The 21,515-nt window shown below is 42.4% G+C and carries 23 protein-coding genes and 1 pseudogene; 5 read left to right on the forward strand and 19 right to left on the reverse strand.

Annotation, left to right across the window (positions count from 1 at the left end; genetic code table 11):
* Positions 1-88 precede the first annotated feature (88 nt).
* The 7 genes from JI667_RS00615 to JI667_RS00645 form a co-directional block, all read right to left on the reverse strand.
* Positions 89-373 carry a YokU family protein gene (locus JI667_RS00615; protein WP_206848992.1) on the reverse strand — a complete coding sequence of 95 codons (285 nt, stop codon included), beginning with the start codon at positions 371-373 and terminating at the stop codon, positions 89-91.
* The gene (gene ablA / locus JI667_RS00620) at positions 366-1,793 is read right to left on the reverse strand and encodes a lysine 2,3-aminomutase (protein WP_206848994.1); all 1,428 of its coding nucleotides are present in this window, start codon (positions 1,791-1,793) and stop codon (positions 366-368) included. Before ablA ends, JI667_RS00615 begins: the two co-directional genes overlap by 8 nt.
* A gap of 96 nt (positions 1,794-1,889) precedes the next feature.
* Positions 1,890-2,723 carry a putative beta-lysine N-acetyltransferase gene (gene ablB / locus JI667_RS00625; RefSeq protein ID WP_206848996.1) on the reverse strand — a complete coding sequence of 278 codons (834 nt, stop codon included), beginning with the start codon at positions 2,721-2,723 and terminating at the stop codon, positions 1,890-1,892.
* Between the two features lie 215 nt (positions 2,724-2,938).
* Entirely contained in the window at positions 2,939-4,204 is a 1,266-nt protein-coding gene (locus JI667_RS00630; protein WP_206848999.1) for a peptidase, read from the reverse strand.
* 18 nt (positions 4,205-4,222) lie between these two features.
* Positions 4,223-4,882 carry a 3-oxoacid CoA-transferase subunit B gene (locus JI667_RS00635; RefSeq protein ID WP_206849001.1) on the reverse strand — a complete coding sequence of 220 codons (660 nt, stop codon included), beginning with the start codon at positions 4,880-4,882 and terminating at the stop codon, positions 4,223-4,225.
* Positions 4,861-5,559, reverse strand: a complete 699-nt coding sequence (locus tag JI667_RS00640) for a 3-oxoacid CoA-transferase subunit A (protein ID WP_206849004.1) — start codon at positions 5,557-5,559, stop codon at positions 4,861-4,863. Before JI667_RS00640 ends, JI667_RS00635 begins: the two co-directional genes overlap by 22 nt.
* Complete coding sequence (locus tag JI667_RS00645; RefSeq protein WP_206849006.1) at positions 5,560-6,867, reverse strand: aspartate aminotransferase family protein; 1,308 nt, start codon at positions 6,865-6,867, stop codon at positions 5,560-5,562. It abuts the gene before it with no gap.
* A gap of 340 nt (positions 6,868-7,207) precedes the next feature.
* Here JI667_RS00645 and JI667_RS00650 point away from each other — a divergent pair, with 340 nt between their 5' ends.
* Entirely contained in the window at positions 7,208-8,998 is a 1,791-nt protein-coding gene (locus tag JI667_RS00650; RefSeq protein ID WP_368077867.1) for a methyl-accepting chemotaxis protein, read from the forward strand.
* Between the two features lie 68 nt (positions 8,999-9,066).
* On the opposite strand, the gene JI667_RS00655 is transcribed toward JI667_RS00650, so the two are convergent.
* The gene (locus tag JI667_RS00655) at positions 9,067-9,213 is read right to left on the reverse strand and encodes a YjcZ family sporulation protein (RefSeq protein WP_206849016.1); all 147 of its coding nucleotides are present in this window, start codon (positions 9,211-9,213) and stop codon (positions 9,067-9,069) included.
* 166 nt (positions 9,214-9,379) lie between these two features.
* Between JI667_RS00655 and JI667_RS00660 the strand changes: the two are divergent.
* A pseudogene (locus tag JI667_RS00660) lies at positions 9,380-9,930 on the forward strand (DUF502 domain-containing protein).
* A 337-nt stretch (positions 9,931-10,267) separates the two neighbouring features.
* Here the strand turns inward: JI667_RS00660 and JI667_RS00665 are convergent.
* The 4 genes from JI667_RS00665 to rsgA form a co-directional block, all read right to left on the reverse strand.
* Positions 10,268-10,768: a PTS sugar transporter subunit IIA gene (locus JI667_RS00665; RefSeq protein ID WP_206850465.1), complete on the reverse strand. Its 501-nt coding sequence runs from the start codon at positions 10,766-10,768 to the stop codon at positions 10,268-10,270.
* Positions 10,769-10,875: 107 nt separating this feature from the next.
* The gene (gene msrB, locus JI667_RS00670) at positions 10,876-11,298 is read right to left on the reverse strand and encodes a peptide-methionine (R)-S-oxide reductase MsrB (protein ID WP_206849025.1); all 423 of its coding nucleotides are present in this window, start codon (positions 11,296-11,298) and stop codon (positions 10,876-10,878) included.
* Positions 11,295-11,837, reverse strand: a complete 543-nt coding sequence (msrA, locus tag JI667_RS00675; protein WP_206849028.1) for a peptide-methionine (S)-S-oxide reductase MsrA — start codon at positions 11,835-11,837, stop codon at positions 11,295-11,297. Before msrA ends, msrB begins: the two co-directional genes overlap by 4 nt.
* Before the next feature lie 179 nt (positions 11,838-12,016).
* Positions 12,017-13,045 carry a ribosome small subunit-dependent GTPase A gene (gene rsgA, locus JI667_RS00680; protein WP_244668158.1) on the reverse strand — a complete coding sequence of 343 codons (1,029 nt, stop codon included), beginning with the start codon at positions 13,043-13,045 and terminating at the stop codon, positions 12,017-12,019.
* 323 nt (positions 13,046-13,368) lie between these two features.
* Here rsgA and JI667_RS00685 point away from each other — a divergent pair, with 323 nt between their 5' ends.
* Entirely contained in the window at positions 13,369-14,109 is a 741-nt protein-coding gene (locus JI667_RS00685) for a DUF4397 domain-containing protein (RefSeq protein WP_206849030.1), read from the forward strand.
* 360 nt (positions 14,110-14,469) lie between these two features.
* Here JI667_RS00685 and JI667_RS00690 read toward each other — a convergent pair whose 3' ends face one another.
* From JI667_RS00690 to JI667_RS00700, 3 genes are all read right to left on the reverse strand, one after another.
* The gene (locus tag JI667_RS00690) at positions 14,470-15,054 is read right to left on the reverse strand and encodes a YpmS family protein (protein WP_206849032.1); all 585 of its coding nucleotides are present in this window, start codon (positions 15,052-15,054) and stop codon (positions 14,470-14,472) included.
* Complete coding sequence (locus JI667_RS00695; protein ID WP_206849034.1) at positions 15,051-15,881, reverse strand: SGNH/GDSL hydrolase family protein; 831 nt, start codon at positions 15,879-15,881, stop codon at positions 15,051-15,053. The genes JI667_RS00690 and JI667_RS00695 overlap by 4 nt, the downstream gene beginning before the upstream one ends.
* Before the next feature lie 96 nt (positions 15,882-15,977).
* Complete coding sequence (locus JI667_RS00700) at positions 15,978-16,955, reverse strand: nucleoside hydrolase (RefSeq protein WP_206849036.1); 978 nt, start codon at positions 16,953-16,955, stop codon at positions 15,978-15,980.
* A gap of 222 nt (positions 16,956-17,177) precedes the next feature.
* On the opposite strand from JI667_RS00700, the gene JI667_RS00705 reads away from it, so the two are divergent.
* Entirely contained in the window at positions 17,178-17,663 is a 486-nt protein-coding gene (locus JI667_RS00705; protein ID WP_206849038.1) for a PCYCGC motif-containing (lipo)protein, read from the forward strand.
* A gap of 84 nt (positions 17,664-17,747) precedes the next feature.
* On the opposite strand, the gene JI667_RS00710 is transcribed toward JI667_RS00705, so the two are convergent.
* The 3 genes from JI667_RS00710 to JI667_RS00720 form a co-directional block, all read right to left on the reverse strand.
* Positions 17,748-18,590, reverse strand: a complete 843-nt coding sequence (locus JI667_RS00710) for a DegV family protein (protein ID WP_206849040.1) — start codon at positions 18,588-18,590, stop codon at positions 17,748-17,750.
* Between the two features lie 185 nt (positions 18,591-18,775).
* On the reverse strand, positions 18,776-19,027 hold the full coding sequence (locus JI667_RS00715; protein ID WP_206849042.1) for a DUF2535 family protein: 252 nt from the start codon (positions 19,025-19,027) through the stop codon (positions 18,776-18,778).
* 94 nt (positions 19,028-19,121) lie between these two features.
* Positions 19,122-19,784: an SOS response-associated peptidase gene (locus JI667_RS00720; RefSeq protein WP_206849043.1), complete on the reverse strand. Its 663-nt coding sequence runs from the start codon at positions 19,782-19,784 to the stop codon at positions 19,122-19,124.
* A 179-nt stretch (positions 19,785-19,963) separates the two neighbouring features.
* Here JI667_RS00720 and trhA point away from each other — a divergent pair, with 179 nt between their 5' ends.
* The gene (gene trhA / locus JI667_RS00725; protein WP_206849052.1) at positions 19,964-20,602 is read left to right on the forward strand and encodes a PAQR family membrane homeostasis protein TrhA; all 639 of its coding nucleotides are present in this window, start codon (positions 19,964-19,966) and stop codon (positions 20,600-20,602) included.
* A gap of 64 nt (positions 20,603-20,666) precedes the next feature.
* On the opposite strand, the gene JI667_RS00730 is transcribed toward trhA, so the two are convergent.
* Complete coding sequence (locus JI667_RS00730; RefSeq protein WP_244668172.1) at positions 20,667-21,389, reverse strand: lysophospholipid acyltransferase family protein; 723 nt, start codon at positions 21,387-21,389, stop codon at positions 20,667-20,669.
* Between the last annotated feature and the right edge of the window lie 126 nt (positions 21,390-21,515).

Below are 21,515 nucleotides of genomic sequence, written 5' to 3' on the forward strand. Positions count from 1 at the left end.
CTTATTGTTCCTTTTTTAAAGGATAGCGGAAGAGAAAGAATTCGTAAAGTGTTTGACATGAGTAAGAGCATACCCAGTATTGCACCTATTAAAAACGAAAATAATTTTTCTTTAGTAAGCGGGGAAGGTTCATTAATTCTTTAAATGGTATCACTTTATCTATCAATCTGGTATCAATCAGCATCAGTTGATCTTCAATCTCATTGATGACTGATTCTTCCTGGTATTCCATTCCACATTGACTGCAGCTCATACCCGGGACATCCGCAATCTGAATCGCACGTGAGCCATCCGGCAGTTCCCAATACACACTGGTCAGATGTGCGTGTGCTGAGTTCTCTTCGCACCATTCGCATGTTTTATGACTAACCATTGATTTTTCCTTCCTTATCATCTTTTTTATCTTCCTTCATTTTTGATAACATCGCTTTATGTTTCTTTTCCTTCAACTGATCTCTTTTTCCCCTGAAGTCCTTAAGGGAATTGTGATCTGGATTCTCTTGATATTCTTTGCGACGCTCCAGGCGTTTAAGTCCTGCTGGTGTAAGGGATGAATGGGTCTGATTCATCAAACCGGCAATTCCTATTGTCGGTTCTTTCATTTCTTCGTCAGGATACACATCCTTGAAGTATTCGTCCGCTCTTCCTGAGACGTATCCCTCCGGTTCCGGATAAGTGGATATGACTCCCTCAAAATTTCGGACAACCACCTTCGACGCACATTGGGAAATGAGGTAATTGGGCTGAAGGGAAATCTTTCCTCCCCCGCCTGGAGCGTCCAGCACGAAGGTTGGAACAGCGTAACCGGATGTGTGTCCCCTCAACCCTTCTATGATTTCGAGTCCCTTACTGACAGGTGCCCTGAAATGACCGATTCCTTCAGATAGATCACATTGATAAATATAATATGGGCGCACGCGAATCTTCACCAGGTCGTGCATAAGCTTTTTCATGATCGGGACACTGTCGTTAATGCCTGCCAGGATCACTGCCTGATTTCCGACAGGGACCCCCGCATCCACAAGCATCTCACAAGCCTTCTTGGATTCTTCGGTTATTTCGATCGATGTATTAAAGTGGGTATTTAACCATACCGGATGATACTTCTTTAAGATAGTACACAGGTTTTCCGTGATCCGTTGCGGAAAGACGACGGGTGCTCTCGTTCCAATCCGAATGATTTCGACATGGGGGATGTCCCTGAGGTTCTTTAAAATATACTCAAGAATCTGATCATTGATCAAGAGACCATCCCCGCCAGAAAGCAGTACATCCCTTACCGCCTTAGTTTCCCTGATATATTCAATGGCCGCATCAAGCTGTTTCTTGGGAACTCCCATCCCGATCTGTCCAGAGAATCTTCTTCTAGTACAGTATCGGCAATACATTGAGCATTGATTGGTGACTAGAAACAATACCCTGTCCGGATACCGGTGTGTCAATCCGGGAACGGGTGAATCTTCATCTTCATGCAATGGATCCTCTAAGTCATACTTCGTTTTATGAATTTCCTCTCCGATCGGGACGGACTGCATCCTGATCGGGCAACGCGGGTCGTCCTCATTCATCAGCCATGCATAATACGGAGTAATATTCAGCGGAATGGTCTTGGTTGATATTCTGACGCCTTCTTCTTCCTCAGAAGTCAGATTCACCACTTTCTTCAAGTCATCAAGGGTTCTGATCGTGTTCGTGAGCTGCCATAACCAGTTATTCCATTGATCATCTGTGACATCTTTCCAGAGCTCAATTTCCTTCCAATCCCTCTTAGGTTTATAGAGATTCATTTTCATATACTCCACCAACTTTCAAAAAGTTTGTTTCCACCAGACTGGATTGACCCGTTTTAGAATCCGACCTGAATGATGATAAGATCGCTTTAGGCACTGTTACTGTTCACTTAAATCCCTTTCCCAAATATTCATGTCTTCCATTTTGTCAAAGATGATGCAGTTGTTCGCTAACCTTCCTCTGTATCTGTATCCGAGCTGATGAAAGGCTGCATTCATGCCAAACGAAAGCGCCCTTGCAATGGTATAGGCACAAAAAATGTTCTGCTGTATTAATTCGTTTTCCAATCTCCTTAATAAGTGCTTCATGTATCCTCCCTTTCGATGGGAAGGTCTTGTTGCACAATCTGTCAGTTCGGCATTCTGATTAGAAGATGATACCTCTGCAGAGGCAGCACTGATAATCTTTCCATTCTCTTCGATGCACACAAAGATTGTCCCATTTTTCATGGATTCTTTGACATAGTCAGGATCATGCAAGGGTACAGGATAAAGCTTGAATACCTCTTGATACAATTCTGCTAAATCATTTGCATGTTCAACGGTTGCGACTGTAATCAATCCAGTCCCATCCACTGCTTTTTTATCAAGTTTTTGAACGGCTCTGAGAATTTCATCCTCTTCTTTCCAATAAGAGCTATTCCTTCTGTCGTCCGTGAGAAATCTACTCATAAAGAAAGCCCTGTCCCCACTAAAGTAACCGTTTACTCCCCCCTCCATAACAAACCCCTTTTCCATTAAAGGGGAAACCTGATTGAACCTTGCCTTGATCAAAATCTTTTCAAAACGATGTGAAACAGCCTCATCCATCAAGTATTCCCATAGCCTGCCTGTGTTGCCGTTGAACCCATCCACCCTGAGTCTCTGATTGTAGCTGTCTTTGTAAACAGTCGCTTCAAGTTTAGGTTGTTTAATATATTCGTATTTTTGCATCCTTTAAGCCCCTTTTTAACAAACATATGAGGAGATGAGATAAGTTATGAAACAAACAACCATAAAAAGGGAACAACCTCCATGTCATGTGAGTTGTTCCTTCTGGGTGAGATATCTACAATCCATCATTATTTGGTGGACGGTATCTACATCGGAGTCAAAATATCCGGAGTAATAAAGGCAACCTATTCCCCTTTACCCCAAAGTGTAATCCATTATCTCGATTGATTACACCAATCTATTATAAAGAGTGCCAGTATTTCTGCAGTCTGATACATCCTCTCCAATTCAATATATTCATTTGCATCGTGTGCGACTTCTGTTGTTCCCGGTCCGAAAATAACCACTGGTATATCTCCTCCTTGTGACAAAATACCACCATCCGTTCCCCAGGGCGAGGCTTCTATGACAGGTTCCGTTCCCATCACCTGTTTGGCATGTGCTGACAGGGTATTGACCAGTTCATGGTCACTTGGAAGGTTCCCGGGCTGCCAACGTCCTCCGAACCATTCCACCTCGGCGGGATGCTCCAGAAACCAGGCATCTACTGTTTTCAGGTTGGAGATGGTTAATATCAATTCTTCTTCAACATCCCTCATTGTTTCCCAAGGACCGACTCCAATCCTTCCTTCTATGACAGCCATATCCGGAACTGAAGATGGCCACTTCCCACTCTCTATCCTGCCGATATTAACGGGTAATGGAATCGGTATGTTGCGATATAATGGATCATCCACCCTGTCGTTACGTTCTTTTTCCAATTTTTGAAGAGCGTGAATGACCGTATAAGCTTTATCAATTGCATTTACTCCTTCATACCTGGTTCCACCATGGGCAGATTTCCCCTTAACTCTTAAACGAAACCACATGGATCCTTGCTGTTTGGGGAAAATCTTCATATTTGTCGGTTCAGGAATGATGGCAGCATCTGCTTTATACCCCCTTATTAATGCAGCTAAGGTCCCTGTCCCACCACTCTCCTCCTCGATGACACTTTGAAAGATGACATCTCCTTTTAAAGGGATATTGATCTCCTTTATCACCTCAATGGCAAGCAATAACGCTGCGGACCCGCCCTTCATATCTGTAGCCCCCCGGCCGTATAGCCTTCCGTCCTCGATGAACCCGCTATAAGGATCATGTACCCAGTCCTTCTTATTCCCCTCAGGAACAACATCAATATGTCCATTCAATAGAAGGCTCTTCCCTCCTCCTGTTCCTTTAAGGACTCCGACTACATTTGGATTTCCTTTAAAACTTTTTCTATCACAACGATAGAAAGGGTGATGGTTTAGATCATTTTCGCTTATCTCCCATATATCAAGCTCCAATCCCAGCTTCCTGCACTTTTCAATGATGATGGCCTGAGCCTTTGATTCATTTCCCCTGATGCTATCCTCCTGGACCAGTCTTTGCAGAAGCTTGATTGTTCTCTTCTTTTTATCTTCAATTAATTCATTGATGAGACGATGGATTTCCATTGATTTATCTCTCCCTACCTAAATAGATCTGATTTCAGGGCTTAAGATGAAACGGGCTTCAGTTGACTCCTCTATATCTTTTATCATGAAGGGGTGAAAAACCTCACTCAGGACTAATTGATCCTCATCAATGGTAAATACAGCCCGGTCGGTGATAATCATCGAAACACATCGGGCAGCTGTTAATGGGAGAGTACATTCCCTCACGATTTTGCTGCCGCCATGCTTATCTAAATGGGTCATCAATACAATAACCCTCTTTGCTTTGGAGGCAAGTTCCGTCGCTCCCCCCATCCCGGGAACTTTTTTTCCAGGTATGATCCAGTTTGCAAGGTCTCCCTTCTCACTTACCTGCAGTGATCCAAGTATCGTCAAATCGACTTTTCCCCGACGGATCATGGCAAAGGCGATGGAGCTGTCTGTATAGCATCCCCCGTTCATCAGTGAGACTGGGAATCCTCCTGCATTACACAAATGCTCATCTTCATCACCTGTAACCGGCGCAGGTCCGATGCCGATAATTCCATTCTCCGATTGGAAAACGACTGGAAATCCCGGGGGGAGGTGATTGGGGACGAGAGACGGAATGCCGATCCCTAAATTGACAATCATATTTTCTTTGACTTCCTTTGCTGCCCGCATAGCCATCTTATCCTTCAATTCGTTTCCCAGGCCCATTTCCAATCGACTCCTTTAGATAAAACGATATGATCTACAAATACACCTGACGTGATAATTTCCTCCGGGTCCAGTTCTCCATAATCCACGATTTCAAGAGCTTCTACAATCGTAACGTCAGAAGCCATTGCGATGAGCGGGTTTGTATTCCTTGCACTCTTATCATAGATGAGGTTTCCAAAGGTATCGGCTTTTTTTGCATACACGATACCCACTTCAGCAACCAGTGCGCTTTCAAATACATAACGGCTCCCGTCCATTTCAAGTAAGATCTTTCCTTTATTTAAATATGGATCATCCACGCCTATGTCGCTTACAATGCCTTTCAGGCCCACTCCACCTGCCCTGATTCTCTCTGCCAATACTCCTTGTGGTGAGAATTCTACCTCAAGCTTCCCCTCACTCATTAACCTTCCTGCGATGGGGTTCGAGCCGATATGGGAAGCAATCACTTTCTTCACTCTATTTTGAGCCACTAGTTGCCCAATTCCAATATGAGGAAATCCTGTGTCATTTCCAATGATCGTAAGGTCTTTCACACCCCACTCCAGCAAATGATTTAATATGGTAGGTGGAGATCCGACACCTCCGAATCCGCCGAACATCAGTGTCATGTCATTTTGAAAAAAATGCCGGACTTGTTCATAATCGCTCATTTTATTGTGATGGGCGGACATCTACTTCACCTTCCATTTCTCTGTCACCATTTGAAAGGTGCTCCTCAGCCGTTTTGCCATTTCTTCGAGCTCCCTTTTCGTACTGTTCAGAGGAGGTGCCACCATAATGGCCGAGCCCTTCCTCCCGTCGATCCCTGCAGCTGCAGGATATAGTAAAATGCCATTTTCCACCCCTGATTGAACGATAAATGAAGTAAATTCTCCCCCACGTTCGGTGAATTCAATTCCGAGCATGAGTCCCCTGCCCCTAATATCTTGAATAAACGGATATTCAATTCTGCATCTTTCCAGTAGATTTCTTAAATACGTCCCTTTCTGCTCGACTCCCTCGATGATCTTTTCTGATTCTATCAGTTTCAGGACAGCGAGTGCAGCAGTTGCCGACATGGGATTTCCACTAAATGTGTGCCCGCTCATGATTACTTTACTTCCACTTAATATTGGTTCCATGATCTTGTCTGAAATGAGGGTCGCTGCAATGGGGGCATATCCTGCGCTCAGGCCTTTCCCAATCGCCACTATATCTGCTTCCACTCCCCATTGCGTTAGCGCCAGAAAGCTTCCTGTCCTGCCGCATCCGGTCATTACTTCATCAGCAATAAACAAAATGTCATGCTTATCACAAATATCTTTTATTCGTTCATAGTATCCTTTAGGTGGGGTGATAGCCCCGCCTGCTGCTCCGATGATCGGTTCTGCAATGAACGCCGCAACATTTTCTGCCCCAATCCTGGAAATCATCGTATCCAGTTGAGTCGCACACGCAAGATTGCAGGAAGGATGAGTCTTACCAAATGGACAACGTGCGCAATAAGGTGGCTCGATGGCCGGCCAATCACCTAAAAACGATTCAAAACGTTCCCTTCTTGCAGGGTGACCCGAAGCAGATAAAGCCCCAAATGTGATTCCATGATAACTGAGCCACCTGGATAAGATTTTTCTTTTCATCGGTTTCCCCTGCTCCTGCCAGTGTTGAATAGCGATCTTGATGGCTGTCTCCACTGCCTCGGATCCACTATTCACAAAGAAGGTCCATGGATAACCTGTTTTGTCATTCAAAAAGGCCGCTAAATCTTCTGCAGGCTGATTACTGAACTGCGAACGGTACACAAATGCCACTTTGTTTCCCTGATTCACGATGGATTGCAAAATATCTTCCATACCATGTCCCAAATTTGCCGTCACCGCTCCTGAACAGGCGTCTACATATTCATGGCCTTCGGTGTCATATAAATAAACCCCTTTCCCATAATCAATCGTCGGATAATACTCTCCAATCAATGGTTTTATTAAATGCGAATGAGGCATTGTTCCCCCTCCTGAAAGAATCAGATTCGTACTCTCTTTCGATTCGCTAATCTGGATGCCCATCAAGATTTCCCTTACCTTATTCATATGTATCAAAAGCGGAATCTTTCTCTCTTTATAAAAAAACAGCCTTTCGTTGCATGGTTTCACACACTGTGATGTTCCACCATCGAAGGACAGGTAAAAATTGTATCTTATACTATGATTGAAATATACTAAAATTCTCAAAAATTCGACAAAATTACTGAAATTGACTAGATATATTAGGTCGATATGTATAAAATAATGGTAAGTTCATCCTTTGATGCTACTTTTTGCTTATCTTCAGGAGGGGGAAACGGTGAAAAAGACTAGAGAAAAATGGCTAAAAGCACCAAAAAGAAAAAAATTGGAGAAAGAAGGATCCAATAGGAATTTCGGTATCTTCTCCTATTTTCGTACCATAAGAGGAAAAGTGGTATTATCATTCGGGTTATTAACGATTGTATTATTAATCCTCTCAGCCACATCCTACTTCAATATGATGAAGTTGGAAAAAGAAATCGACACGCTGATCACATATGATATGAAAGTGGATACGAAGCTAAAGGACCTTTCCAAAGTATTGAATGATATCGAAATCGGGGAACAGGGCTACGTCATAACAGGAGCCACAGGGTTTCTGGCACCTTATCAAAATGGGCAAAGAGAAGTAGAAGGTCATCTGGAGGATTTGAATAAGCTCTTGAAAGATGATCCCGACCAGCTTGATAAGATGGGTAAGATACAAGCCCAATACGGATTCTGGATGCAATTTGTAGACCGGGTGATCGAAACCAGAAAAGATAGTGGACTTGAAAAGGCGGCCAAACTCGTTGAAACAGGCGTAGGCAAGAAATATCTGGATGGGATTCGTTCATACGTCGATATGATCGTCGTTGATCAGGAAAAAGATTTGAATGACCGGATCGACTCCCTCAATCAGCAGGTGTACATGTCTAAAATCGTCACCATCGGATTAGCGGCATTCGCCGTTCTGTTAGCGGTTTTCTTTGGAATCATTTTATCTCATACCATTAAAACCAATACAAAGAAAATTAGCACATCGATTTTAGAAATCGCGAATGCAGGCGGGGATTTGACGAAACGAATTAAAGTCAAATCCAAAGATGAGCTGGCTGGCCTTGCATCGGATACGAATCAGCTCATTGGCGGAATCGCCACCCTGGTGAAGCAGGTTTCTGAAATGGCCGAAAACGTTTCCGCAAGCAGTCAGGAGCTTCTTGCTTCCGCAGAAGAAACCTCACGCACGATCACTTCCATTGCAGAAACCAGCAGTGAAATTGCCGCTGGAAGTGAGCAGACCACCAATCGCATGTCATCGTCGTTAGAGAAGATGAATAGTCTTGAAGAAGCAGCACGCTTTTTATTTAATCAGGCGGAACTCGTAAGACAAACCGCACGTGATATGAGAGTCGTGGCGGAGAAAGGCGGAAAAACCGTCCAAGCTTCTTCAACTAAAATGATGCGTATCGAAGAAACCATGTCCAACACAAGTGAAACCGTTGAAGCACTGGGTCAGCGTTCATCACAAATCACCACCATCATCGGGACGATTACGGACATTGCCGAACAAACCAATCTTCTTGCACTGAACGCTGCCATTGAAGCAGCACGGGCCGGTGAACATGGACGAGGGTTTGCCGTTGTCGCGGATGAAGTCAGAAAGCTTGCTGAACAATCCCGACAGGCTGCCAAGGGAGTGACTGAAATCGTACACAGTATCCAAGAAGAAGTCAATATCATCATCAAGCAAAACTCAGACGGCGTAAAAGAAGTGATTGCGGGTGTAGAGATCACCAATGAAACCAATGCATCACTTGAAGATATATTAAGCCAAACAACAAAAACAACGGTTGTAGTGGATGAAATGGTGGACCACATCCAAGAAACCCTCTCTCTCAGCCAAGAAGTGGCCACTTCATTTGCCCATGTAAATGAAATCGCAGAATCCACCGCTTCTAATACAGAGACCACTGCGGCGGCTTCTGAAGAAGGGTCTGCTGCCATGGAACAAGTCACTGCAAGTGCGTCAGAACTTTCCCAACAAGCTGAAAAACTGAAAGAATTGATTTCAAGCTTTAAAATCTAATCCAAAAAGAGCTGCCGATTCGGCAGCTCTTTTTTTCATCATTATTTTCAAAGAATCGAAACTACAGATCAATTTCCGCAGTAACAAACGGCTCCAATAATAATCAACAGGATGAATAAAACAACGATCAACGCAAAGCCATTACCGCCACATCCAGCAACCGGATAAGCATACCCACCTTGATAACATGGATCACAACCGTAACCATAGTTCATACCTATCACTCCTCAGGGAATTTTATTTATTTACCTTATACTCTATGTCATATACCTAGAAAGTGTTTGTGCATTCGCCTATTTAATTCGGAGATACTCCTTTCCTCCATGAGCATCTTTCTTTATAAAGAGGAGAGTTTATAGAAAAGACAGGAGATATGGCTATATGAAATGGTTTTTCAAATCATTTATTAACGGGGTTCTGACGATTGTTCCAATCGCACTGGATGCCTACGTTGTATATAAAATGTTCTTACTTTTTGATGGATTGTCTGGAAATATCCTGAAGCCGTACCTGGATGAAAACTACATTCCCGGAATCGGGCTCTTTGCCACCATCATCCTGTTAACGATTCTTGGATGGCTGTCAACCAAATTTCTTACAGGGACCATTGTATGGATAGTGGATATCCTTCTACAAAAATCCCTCTAATCAAAACGATTTACTCGATCATCAAAGATACCATTCATTCTTTTCTCGGTGAAAAGAAGTCATTCTCAAAAGTGGCTTTCATCACAATGCCGGCACTTCAATGAAATGTCTTGGATTCATCACGACTGAAAACCTGGAAGACTTACATGATGAACTAAAAGATTCATGTAGCCGTTTATATTCCACAAACTTTTCAGGTGGCCGGTGTGACCTTCTTAATTCCGAAGATAGATATTGAAATCCTGGATATTAAATCAGAGGAAGCGATGAAATTCATACTATAAGGCGGAATGACGGCGAAGAGCGATAAATAGTGGTTGTATGGTTGTACAGGTTATGTCATTGCTGAGCTATAAAGGCAGTTTATCCCTACATTATGAAAGAGCTCAGTTATATTTGGGTTATTTCCATATTGAATTCCTGTCTTACATACCTACTATCTTTGCCATCCGGTCTATTTGCTTCGTTTTGGCAGGTTATTGCGTCTTTTTAAATTTTATTGCGTCTTTTTTGTGGTATTTGCGTCATTATCCATTAAGTGGAAGACGGATGCGATCTAAGAATAAAACTTCTTTTTCCATTAAAAAAGGACCGGCCATTTCGCCGGTCCTTCCGTATTGTTTATTTTGCAGAAATCTCAAATACGTCTTCCTGTCCTGCTGTGACACTATTTACCTCTTTTTTTAATAGGTCACCCATGTCATCCCCATTGGTGATGATGATAGGTGTGATCGTGCTCTTCGCTTTTTCCCTTACCAAATCTAAATCATACGTAATCAAAGGATCACCGATACTCACTTTTGAACCTTCCGAAATATGCGCCTCGAAACCTTCACCATTCATCGAAACGGTTTCAAGTCCGATATGAATCAGAATTTCAGCCCCGTTTTTCGCTTTGATTCCAACGGCATGTTTTGTAGGGAAGAGCTGCATAATCTCTCCGTCGACAGGAGAAACGACCTTTCCGATTGTCGGTTCAATGGCAATCCCATCCCCCATCATCCTTTGAGAGAATACAGGGTCCGGTACCTCTTCAAGGGATTTCACAGAACCCGATAATGGTGCGACGGCAGTGACCGTTTTAGGTGCTTCCTCTTTTTTCCCAAAAAGTTTCTTAAGCATCATTTTCACCTTCCTATTCATTTTTTATATACACATATGTAACTCATTGTAAACATGAGAAGTATATTTTAGCACATATGTGAATGCATTCACAGCAATTCATTATGTTAGAATAACTTCTTGTATGTCCCATACCCTTCTTCTTCCAATTTCTCAACCGGGATGAACCTGAGAGCGGCTGAATTGATACAGTAACGAAGTTTAGTCGGCCCGGGACCGTCATTAAATACGTGACCCAGATGTGAATCAGCTTCTTTGCTTCTTACTTCGGTACGTACCATAAAGTGACTTCGATCTTCCTTTTCTGAAACTTCCTCATCATCGATCGGTTTCGTGAAGCTGGGCCATCCACAACCGGCATCATACTTGTCCTTGGAACTGAAAAGAGGCTTCCCGGAAACGATATCCACATAGATCCCATCTTTGAATGTATTCCAGTATTCGTTCCGGAAAGGTGGTTCCGTGCCATTGTTTTGAGTGACATCATATTGTTCGGGTGTTAACTTTTTCTTCAATTCATCTTTACTCATTCTTTTCCCCCCCAGTGGTTTTCAATAAATGCAACTCTTCCGGATCCTCTGCTATATCGGTTATAATGTCCGGGATTCTTCTTATAATAATCCTGGTGGTATTCTTCTGCAGGATAAAATTCACTAGCAGGCAGTATCTCTGTGGCAATCGGATTGGAGAACTTCCCTGATTCCTCAAGCCCGTTCTTTGATTCCTCTGCCATCCTTTTCTGCTCTTCATCATGGTAGAAAATGACCGTTTTATATGATTGGCCCCTGTCAAAAAACTGACCGCCGGGATCAGTCGGGTCGATTTGCTGCCAGTACACTTCCAATAGCTTCTCATAAGGAAAAACAGCAGGGTCATATTCAATTTGAACCGCTTCATAATGACCTGTCGTTTCGTTGCACACTTCTTTATAAGTCGGATTTGGGACGTGTCCACCTGTGTAACCGGATGTCACACTACCGATTCCAGGCTGTTCATCAAACGGTTTCACCATACACCAAAAACATCCACCGGCAAACGTGGCTTTTTTATAGTTTAAGGTATCTGACATAAATCAACATCCTTTCTGAGATCATTCTCTTACACTATTCCCTTTGTATGAGATTTTAACGCATTCCTGTTCAAAAGGGAAAGTATTAAGCTTGCCAGATCGGTTTAATTGCCGCAAGCTATTTCTTTAAACCCATTTTGCACAAAAAAAGAGTGCCCTTAAATGGGCCACTCTTATAGTCAATATTTAAGCTTTCTTTGCTTTCCGATGTTTTTCCATTTTTTTCGTTCCAATGACTCCAACCGTTTGTTTCCCCGTCTTTCCATATATGCTATTTCTTTTTGGAGCTTCTGGAAATGTTCCAGCCTTTCTTCTGAAAGGGTCCCCTCTTTAATCGCCCCCTGTATCTTACAGCCCGGTTCATCTATATGGCGACAGTCAGTGAAACGGCAGTGAAGTGCTAATTCTTCTATATCATGGTATTGGGTGGATAAGCCTTCCTGCCCCTGCCACAATTGGATTTCTCTCATTCCCGGTGTATCGATGATCGAAGCTCCATTTTCTAATAAGAACAATTCACGATGAGTGGTTGTATGGCGACCTTTGTCATCGGACTCCCTAATTTCCTTCGTCTTCTGAACATCATATCCTACAAGAAGATTCGTCAGTGTGGATTTCCCTACACCTGAAGAGCCGACAAGTGCGACTGTTTTCCCTTCAGCCAAATAAGGCATGAGTTCTTCAACCCCGTCATGATTCACAGCACTTATTGTAACGACTTTCACACCAATTAATATGCTTTCTACTTGTTTTTTCTTATCTTCACTATCCGTGCACGTATCGGCCTTTGTCAAGACAATGACAGGGTTTGCCCCGCTTTCCCAACAGAGAAGCAAATACCGTTCCATCCTCTTACTGTTAAGATCATCATTTAATGATGATAGGATAAATACTGTATCGATATTTGTTGCGATAATTTGTTCTTCAGCTTCATTACCTGCTTTTTTCCTGGAGAATTTGCTCGTTCTAGGCAATACTTTTTCAATGATTGCTCCATCCCCGCTTAGGAGAACCCAGTCTCCTACGGCAGGCAGATCTTCACGCTGAACGGTTTCAAACCTGAGCTTCCCGGATATCTTGCATAAACCTTCACCCTTCTCGGTCATGACCATATAGGCTCCTCTTTGCTCAGTCACAACTCTCCCCAAAATGAAACCTTCTATTGTCATATGATTCATCAAATTAAATACTTTTTCTCTATTATTCAACTTATTTCCTCCCAAAATAAAAAATCCATTGCGTGGTTTCACACGTCAACGGATTTTTCGGGGTAGAAGAAATATAAAATCAAAGAATCCCGTTAAAAGTGAGTTGACGTGCAGAACCGAAATAATCCGTACTTCCTTTAGATAGAACAATTAATGATCGATTCATATGACATCACCCACTTTCTCTATTAGTACTTTCATTATCCAACATTTTCAATTGTTTGGCAAGTGATATTTCTGACTTTTTAAAAAAATAGGTACTTTCACCATTTTTTCCCCCCGGCATATTCTATTGTGTTAATACAGATAAAGGAGAGATACGGATGAGCCAACATGATTATTTAACGAAAGCGGCAATGTATGACTTATTATCCGGTTATTATAAATATACTGATCCATCCATGCACGTTCATTATTATCAAAAACACCTTAAATACATGAGACTTGCATTGCAGGCACAGAGAGCTGACATGACAACGTCGACCCAACCGTCTTACGTTAGGGTGCTGCATGCCGTCCCAGATGCTCCTAATGTAGATGTATATGTAAACGGGAACCGGGTATTACGGGATGTAGCCTTTAAAGATGTGAGCGATTATTTGACACTTCCTGCCGGTAAATACCATATTGATGTCTACCCGGCTGGAACGAGTGTGACGACGGTCATTAGTAAAAAGGTGAAAATTGATCCCGGAAAGATTTACACACTGGCAGCTGTGGGAACTCTTAATAAAATGCAATTACTGCCCTATCTGGATAACCCAACAGTTCCAAGCGGCGAAACAAAGGTGAAGTTCATTCACCTTTCCCCTGACGCCCCTGCCGTCGATATTGCGGTTAAGGGAGGGGATGTCATTTTCCCTGATATTTCTTTTAAACAAGCGACCGATTACCTCGGTCTAACCCCAATGACCGTAAATCTTGAAGCCAGGGTTGCCGGGAGTAAAAACAGTGTACTGAGTGTACCTAACGTTAAATTTGAGCAAAATCAAGCATACACCATTGTAGCTGTAGGATTGGCCAATGGAACACCGGAACTCGAAGCAATCCTTTTAAAAGGATAGATATTTCAAATGAAAGCACAAATGAAGAGGCTGGGACAAAAGGATTTCAGCTAAATAAAAATCCGAACGAGTGATTGGATGAAAGCCATACTCGTTCGGATTTTTAATTTTTAGTGCTAAAGCTTAATCCATGAAATAAGCAGGTTCTAACTGTAGCTGTTGATTGGAGTGCAAGACGAAGACTCCTTCGGGAAAAGCGGAATAGGTGAGACCCCGCAGGAGCGAAAGCTGCCTTTCGCCCCCCGGAAAGCGAAGTCTTGCACGGAAATTAACAGCGGTGTATCACGTGATATTCAAAATAATCATAGGCTTTGTTCGTATTAGAGCATATGGATTTAGTAATGTCCCAGCCTCTTTTTCTTATTGGGCACGGTCAACAGGAACCAGCAACCTGAACGAAATTTGATCTTCCTTCAGATTGAATTTATTTGCCCGCACCTTTATGTCACTTTTCAATTTCATATCCTTTAGAGAAACGTATATCAATTCATCATTAGGTTGTATTTTCACCCATTCAGGGAAATTATATGAATCCCTGATTACTTTCAGCACATAAGAAACGGGAAGATTCAGAGATCCCACAGAAATAGATTTCTGTTTCAGCAGGATGTCCCCATTCTCAAGAGCCTTCGGTTCGAAATCAAGCTTAAAGTCAAGATTTGATGTAAAGACAGGAACGGACCCCAGCAGTTCAACGTCATCTTTCAGTTGAACATCATAATCGACCGGCCCTCTCATTTCTTCCTGGATATAATGCTCAATGATCAGGTTTAAGTCATCTTTGTTGGTTTCCACATTGAATCCTACTTGTTGGTCTTCGTTTTTGGTGCTTTCAGGAAGTGCTTCATCCTTTACAGGCATAAAGATCATGGAGACGATGATGACGAACCCCAATAATACCGTGCCTAAAAGGACAAAAAACCCTACCTTCCATTTGTTCTTCATGACGGCTGCTCCTCTTCCTCAACAGAATCTCTTTTCTCTGTCAATGTAGCTAATGTTTTCCCTTTTGCAAGATCCGTAAACATCCGATCTGCGATCAATTTATACCCTTCATCATTCGGGTGAAAGTAATCTTCATATAACAATGTGTCTCCTGCATCAATAAATAAGTCCTCGATCTTAACGAATAATGTCCGATCATAATCGGTCAATACCCCAATGCTTGCTTCGTTCCAATTATGAATCACCTGGTTCACTTCATCTATATCCGAAAACCAGGTGTTAAAAGGATTATAAAGGCCGACCAGGACAATGCCTGCATCCTGATTATAGCTTCGGATCGTTTCGATAATTTCTTGTAACCGGAGTCGATACTGTCGCTTCTCCTCCTGGAACACTTCTAACTTCAGGTGTGAGAGGTTCTCACGAAAAATTTTCATAACATCGTTTCCACCGATGGTGATCATCACTAAGTCCGACTTTTCTATGGATGACTTTACATCTTCCTTCTTCAGTCTCTTCAATAATTGATCCGTCCGGTTTCCCCTTACTCCGTAGTTATGAAACTGGGCATCCTTTACACCGGCCATTGATTCAAGACTCTTTTCCAGATAAGGAACATACCCACCTTTTTTCGTACTGTCACCTACACCTTGGGTCAGGGAGTCCCCTATTGAAACCACCTTTAAGTTTTTAGGTATAAATGTTTCATTGGGACTTTCTTTCTCCCAGTTGGAGACTTCTCTTGTAATATGATCAGCAGCATCTTCTAACGAACATCCTGAAAGGAATAAAACAAAAGCGAGCATGAGTATGGATATTTTTTTCATATGCATCACCTCGCTTACTCTTTTATATATTATATCACGGTTGAACATCGGTAAAACATTTATTAACACTCATCCTTCAGTATGGTCCTTTCCCTTTCATCGGCTCGGTCCTGATTGCAAAGTCGCAAATACCTCTGAAATGAATTGACCGTAATGGAATTGCTTAGCGATTTTATGGACCGGCCAGGAAGCTTTATCCGGAGACTTCCTGAAATCACCGATGCTCTCCCCAAACGTACAGCCCGTATTGACAACAACACGTATTGGGACTTCCTCAAACACCATTTTCTCCCCATCTGCCAGTGCCCACATAGCCAGTAAATCATGAAGGGGACTGCCTGAAATATCGGGGTAGGTCTTTTTATAAAATTCATAATAATAATCGACCATCGGTTTGATGATTTGACCGACTTTATCATTGGATTTCACGTAGAAGTCATGAAGTCCATCGATCATGGCCGGAGTGAAGAGAGCATACATCGTGACATCCAAAGGAATAAGATGAATTTTCTTCGGAGCCAGTTGAATCAGGATATTCGCAGCATATGGGTCCCCGTAGAAATTGGCTTCTGCAATAGGGGTAACATTTCCCGGCACAAGGAAAGCCCCTCCCATCACATAAAATTCTTTCACCTTTTTCATAGTTTCAGGATATAAAATAAATGCAGTAGCAAGTGAGGTTAAACGTCCCGCGGAATAAATATAAATTTCTCCTGCATATTGATTGATGAGCTCCTTGATTTCATAGAAATTCTCACTGATGTCAGAAGAATCGAATTGAATCTCATCAGGTAAGATCGGTCCAAGACCAGCCACCCCATGAACTTCCGGATAGAACCGGGGCTGTGTTCCCGTCAAGGAAGAGACCGCTCCTCCTATGACTGGAATATCCGTTATCCCCGTAAGGCTTTGGAGGTATTTAACATTCTTCAGTGCAGCTTCTCTTGAAACATTTCCATAGTCCGATACAATCCCGACAATTTCTATCGTTTCGCTATAGTAAGCATACAAAATAGCGACAATATCATCGATTCCAAAATCTGAAATCACCAATACTTTCTTTTTATGAGACACCAACGCACACTTCCTTTCTCACGGATTCATGCATAATAAGCCAGGTATGATGTGAATCTTGTCGGTTACAGCAGATGGCGGCCTTTCCTACTATATTTTTATGATATGACCGATTCGGTTATGAGGTCGCAAGAATATTCATAAAATCAACAAGAACTGGTACGATCCCTCTTTTATGAAAATGGTACAATACTTTTATGATGAAAAGGAAAGGTGATGGATATGTCCAAAAATATGTTACTGTATTTCACACTTTTGATTGGTTTACTTGGAATTATTGCCGGCTGCTCTGATGATCGAAGCGAAGAAGCCCATCATAACCATACTGCGGATAATGGGGATATCCGGGAAGAAACAGCTTCTGTCGATATCCTTCCGACTTTTCTCGACGATAAGGATGACAATATGAAACTCATCTATTCTTCAGCAGCTAAAAATCCTGAACTTCTGAAGTATATCCCGTGTTATTGCGGCTGCGGTGATTCAGCCGGCCATGAAAGCAATCTTAATTGCTTCGTCTATAAGCTAGAGGGCAACAAAGTGGTCTGGGATGATCATGGTACAAGATGTGAACTTTGTTTGAAGATTGCAGCAGAGTCCGTTGTAAAGTATAAGAATGGTGAATCCATCAAACAAATCAGGACGTTTATTGATGAGCAATATAAAGAAGGTTATGCAAAACCTACCCCTACGCCGATGCCTTCCTGACTGACAGCAGGTTACTCCTGTTGTCTTTTTTTATCTCCACAACAAAAAGGACGAAAGGATGGATTTCCTTTCGCCCTTTTTTTATTAGTCTGTGTAATACATAAAACCAATCGCACCAACTCCTGTATGGGTGCTGATGATCGGAGTTGTCGGAGCAATTTCGATTTGATCATATCCGGTCTTTTCGATGATCTTGTTTTTCAGGTTTTGTGCAAGAGTAAGGCCATCCGCATGGACGAGTCCCACTCCCCGGATAGTCTTGCCTTTCACATCTTCAACAAACTGGGCAGTTAAGTACTTTACTACCTGTGAATGGCTTCTGACCTTCGCCACGGGAGTATACTCTGCTCCTTCCAAAGATGCAATCGGTTTGATATTAAGGAGGGAACCAATCATGGCACGCCCTTTTCCGATCCTTCCACCCTTCACAAGATTTTCAAGGGTGTCAACCACCACAAATAACTTCGTATTGGATCGAATGTCTTCGATCGCTTCAAGGATTTGTTGCATCGATTTGCCTTCCTTTGCAAGCTTGGCCGCCTCGATCACCTGAAAAGCCAGCCCTTTCGAAATAAAACGGGAATCCACCACTGTCACATCGGATGATGACATATCTGCAGCGGACTCTGCCGAACGAACGGTCCCGCTCATGTTACCTGTCATATGTATGGACAAAACGGAGGAACCGTCTTTTCCTAGTTCATCATAAAGTTCAACAAAGGACCCGGCAGGGGGTTGAGAACTTTTGGGCAGTTCCTTGGAAGACTTCATTTTTTCTATGAAGCTCAAAGGGGAAAGGTCCACTCTATCTAAGTAGGTTTCTCCATCAATTGAAATGGACAGAGGAACTACATGAATATCCAGCTCTTTTACAACTTCATCTGATAAATCAACTGTCGAGTCTGTTACAATCTTAATTTTGGTCAATTTTGCCACATCCTATCTCCCATATCATTAGTATTATATCGTTAAACGCTAAGGATTTAAATAGATAGTCAGCATTTAACTCATATGCAAACTCAATCGGCATTTCCCCGCTCAAAACCGTACTTACATAAAAAGGTCTGATCCTGCACAAACATTGTGCAATAGGATCAGAACCCCGGAAAAACTTATGCATTATTCTTTAACTCTTCTGATTGATAGATTTCTTCGTACTCTGACCATTTCGTCGTTCTCTTTAAATGTTCTCTAAAGCTGAAGATGGTCTTAGGCTCATTCTGGTTTATGACACTGGTAATGAATTGATTCAGCCTAAGATTTACCCTTAGGTAGAGCGGGCTATCTTTCTTCAATACAGGAACTTCTGAGATTTTGACCTTCCGTCCATACTTCGATTTGAACTCGATGGTTTTTGTCAGCAAAGTATCAATCCTCTTTTTCACCCGTTTATGCTTCTATTATACCCTATTTACCCTCGCGAGAATTGTCATATCGTGCAAAAATGCGAATATTTTTTCATATTTGAGGTGATACAGGGACGACGCATTCAGAACGATCGTTTTTAGGGGCGTTCACGATATCTGAAACCTGGTAACCCATCATCCTGTCATCAGGTAGGGACTTTAAAACAGAAGCCGCGTCTTTAAAGGAGTATTCTTCTGTATTGAGCCATTTCTCAATGGCTTCATCGTTAGTAAGCATTACTGGCATCCTATCATGAACGTTCCTTACGAGTGGATTGGCTTCGGTTGTCAGAATAGTGGAGGTTGTAACCTCCCCGTTGCGGTCCCATAATCCTGCAAACACAAATGGCCCCTCTCCTTTTAACTGGAACCTCACCGGCACCTTCCCTGACTCATTCTTCTTCCATTCATAAAAACCGTCTGCAAAAATCACCATTCTTTTTGAATGAACAAGTGTTTTAAAACTGGGCTTGTCAAGAAGCGTTTCACTACGGGCATTAATCAATGGTTTCCATTTAGAACGATCCGCCCAGTGGGGCACAAGCCCCCACGTTATTTCACCTGCTCTCCGACTCCCCTTATGGGAGATAAGGGATAGAATCCTCTGCGAAGGGGCAATATTGTATCTTGGCTGCCACTCTTCAATAAATTCGTCAATCAGGTATTGTTTCACCAATTCTTCTAAGGGAGTCGTCAAGGAAAATCTGCCACACATAGTGCCCACCTCTTTATAGTCTCTTTACATAGGAATATACAACATTCCATCGTAAAATCCAAATATAATACTTTAACCCTTTACTATGTTAATGATTGCACAATTATGAAAAGAAGATTATCATGGATATATGAATCACTCGTATAACATCCAATGATTTAAGAAAGGAAGGAACTTCTTTGACTTATGATTTCGATTTTTCCAATTGGAAAGAAGAAGTTGCGAACGCCATTACCCATGGTATCGGATTGATTTTGAGCATACCTGCTTTAGTCATGCTCATCATTTTTGCCGTACATGAAGGAACTGCCTGGCATATTGTGAGCTTTTCCATTTTCGGGGCTTCCATGATTCTCCTATACCTATTTTCAACACTTTTACATAGCTTTAAGCCTTCAAAGGTGAAGAATCTTTTTGCGATACTGGATCATTCTGCTATTTATGTGCTAATTGCAGGAACATACACACCCTTCATGCTCGTCAGTGTAAGAGGTGCGCTAGGATGGACATTGTTCGGAATCGTGTGGGGCCTCGCCATTGTAGGAATTATATTCAAGTGTTATTTCGTTCAACGCTATCAGGTGGTATCCACCCTCTTCTATCTGGTAATGGGCTGGCTCGTCATCATTGCGATTAAGCCGTTATATGCAAGTTTAACGGGAGCGGGATTCGGACTTCTGTTGACTGGGGGTATCATGTATTCTATCGGTGCCATCTTCTATGTGTGGAATAAACTCCCATACAATCATGCTATCTGGCACTTATTTGTCCTTGCAGGAAGCGGTTTTATGTACTTCTGTATCCTGTTCTACGTATAAAAAGGCATTTCATAAAAGAGTCCAGCCAGGTAGGTATCGACCCCACCTGGCTGGACTCTTTTTATTACGATACTCTTCTCATTTGGTCCAACGAAGCCTGTATAATTCCTTGAACCTCGATCGATAGTTCTTTTACATCTGTATCCCCTACATATTGAGCTGAAAGGGGTGAAAGGATTTCGACAAAGATGTCACAAGGTTTAATACCTCGAGGCTGATTCTCAAACATATCTGCCGTCCCCTGTATGACGACTGGCACAATCGGCACGCCGGCATACTTTGCCATCCGGATCCCACCTGTCTTAAAATCCTTCAGCTCTCCCCCTTTGTTTCGGGTCCCTTCAGGAAAAATAAGAAGGGAGTGACCTGCTTTCAACACCATTCCACCTTCCTTAATCGACTGGACCGCCTGCCTGCGATTACTACGATCAATGAAAATGCATGAAATCATGATCATCCAGTCACTTATGATTGGCAGTTTCTTCACTTCCATCTTAGATATGAATCCAAAGGGTTTCGGGATGGAACCCAACAGGACCGGAACGTCAAAGTCTCCCGCATGATTGGCGACGAACAGGACCGGACCTTCGGGAATGGATTCATGTCCACTAATATGTACGTTGCTCCCGGTTCGTTTCATGATGCCCCTGGACCATCTTTTAGGGAGGTCATGAATGATTTGATCCCGCATCCTGACTGACATAGAACTGTCCAGCTTTTTAACCTTTTGAAGTGTTGGGACACTATATAGAAGGTACAAACCCATATAAATCAATACATATATCATTCTGAACACTAGATAATCCTCCTTGATTTTCCTTTACTCTTATTCAACTGAGTTCACAAACCATCAAACCAATTCACCCTCCTGCACCACAACTTAAATGACAGAGCATCGTAAATCTTAGTTTGT

Origin of the sequence: Bacillus sp. NTK074B (genome assembly GCF_017303375.1) — a bacterium.
Classification (GTDB): domain Bacteria; phylum Bacillota; class Bacilli; order Bacillales; family Bacillaceae_B; genus Rossellomorea.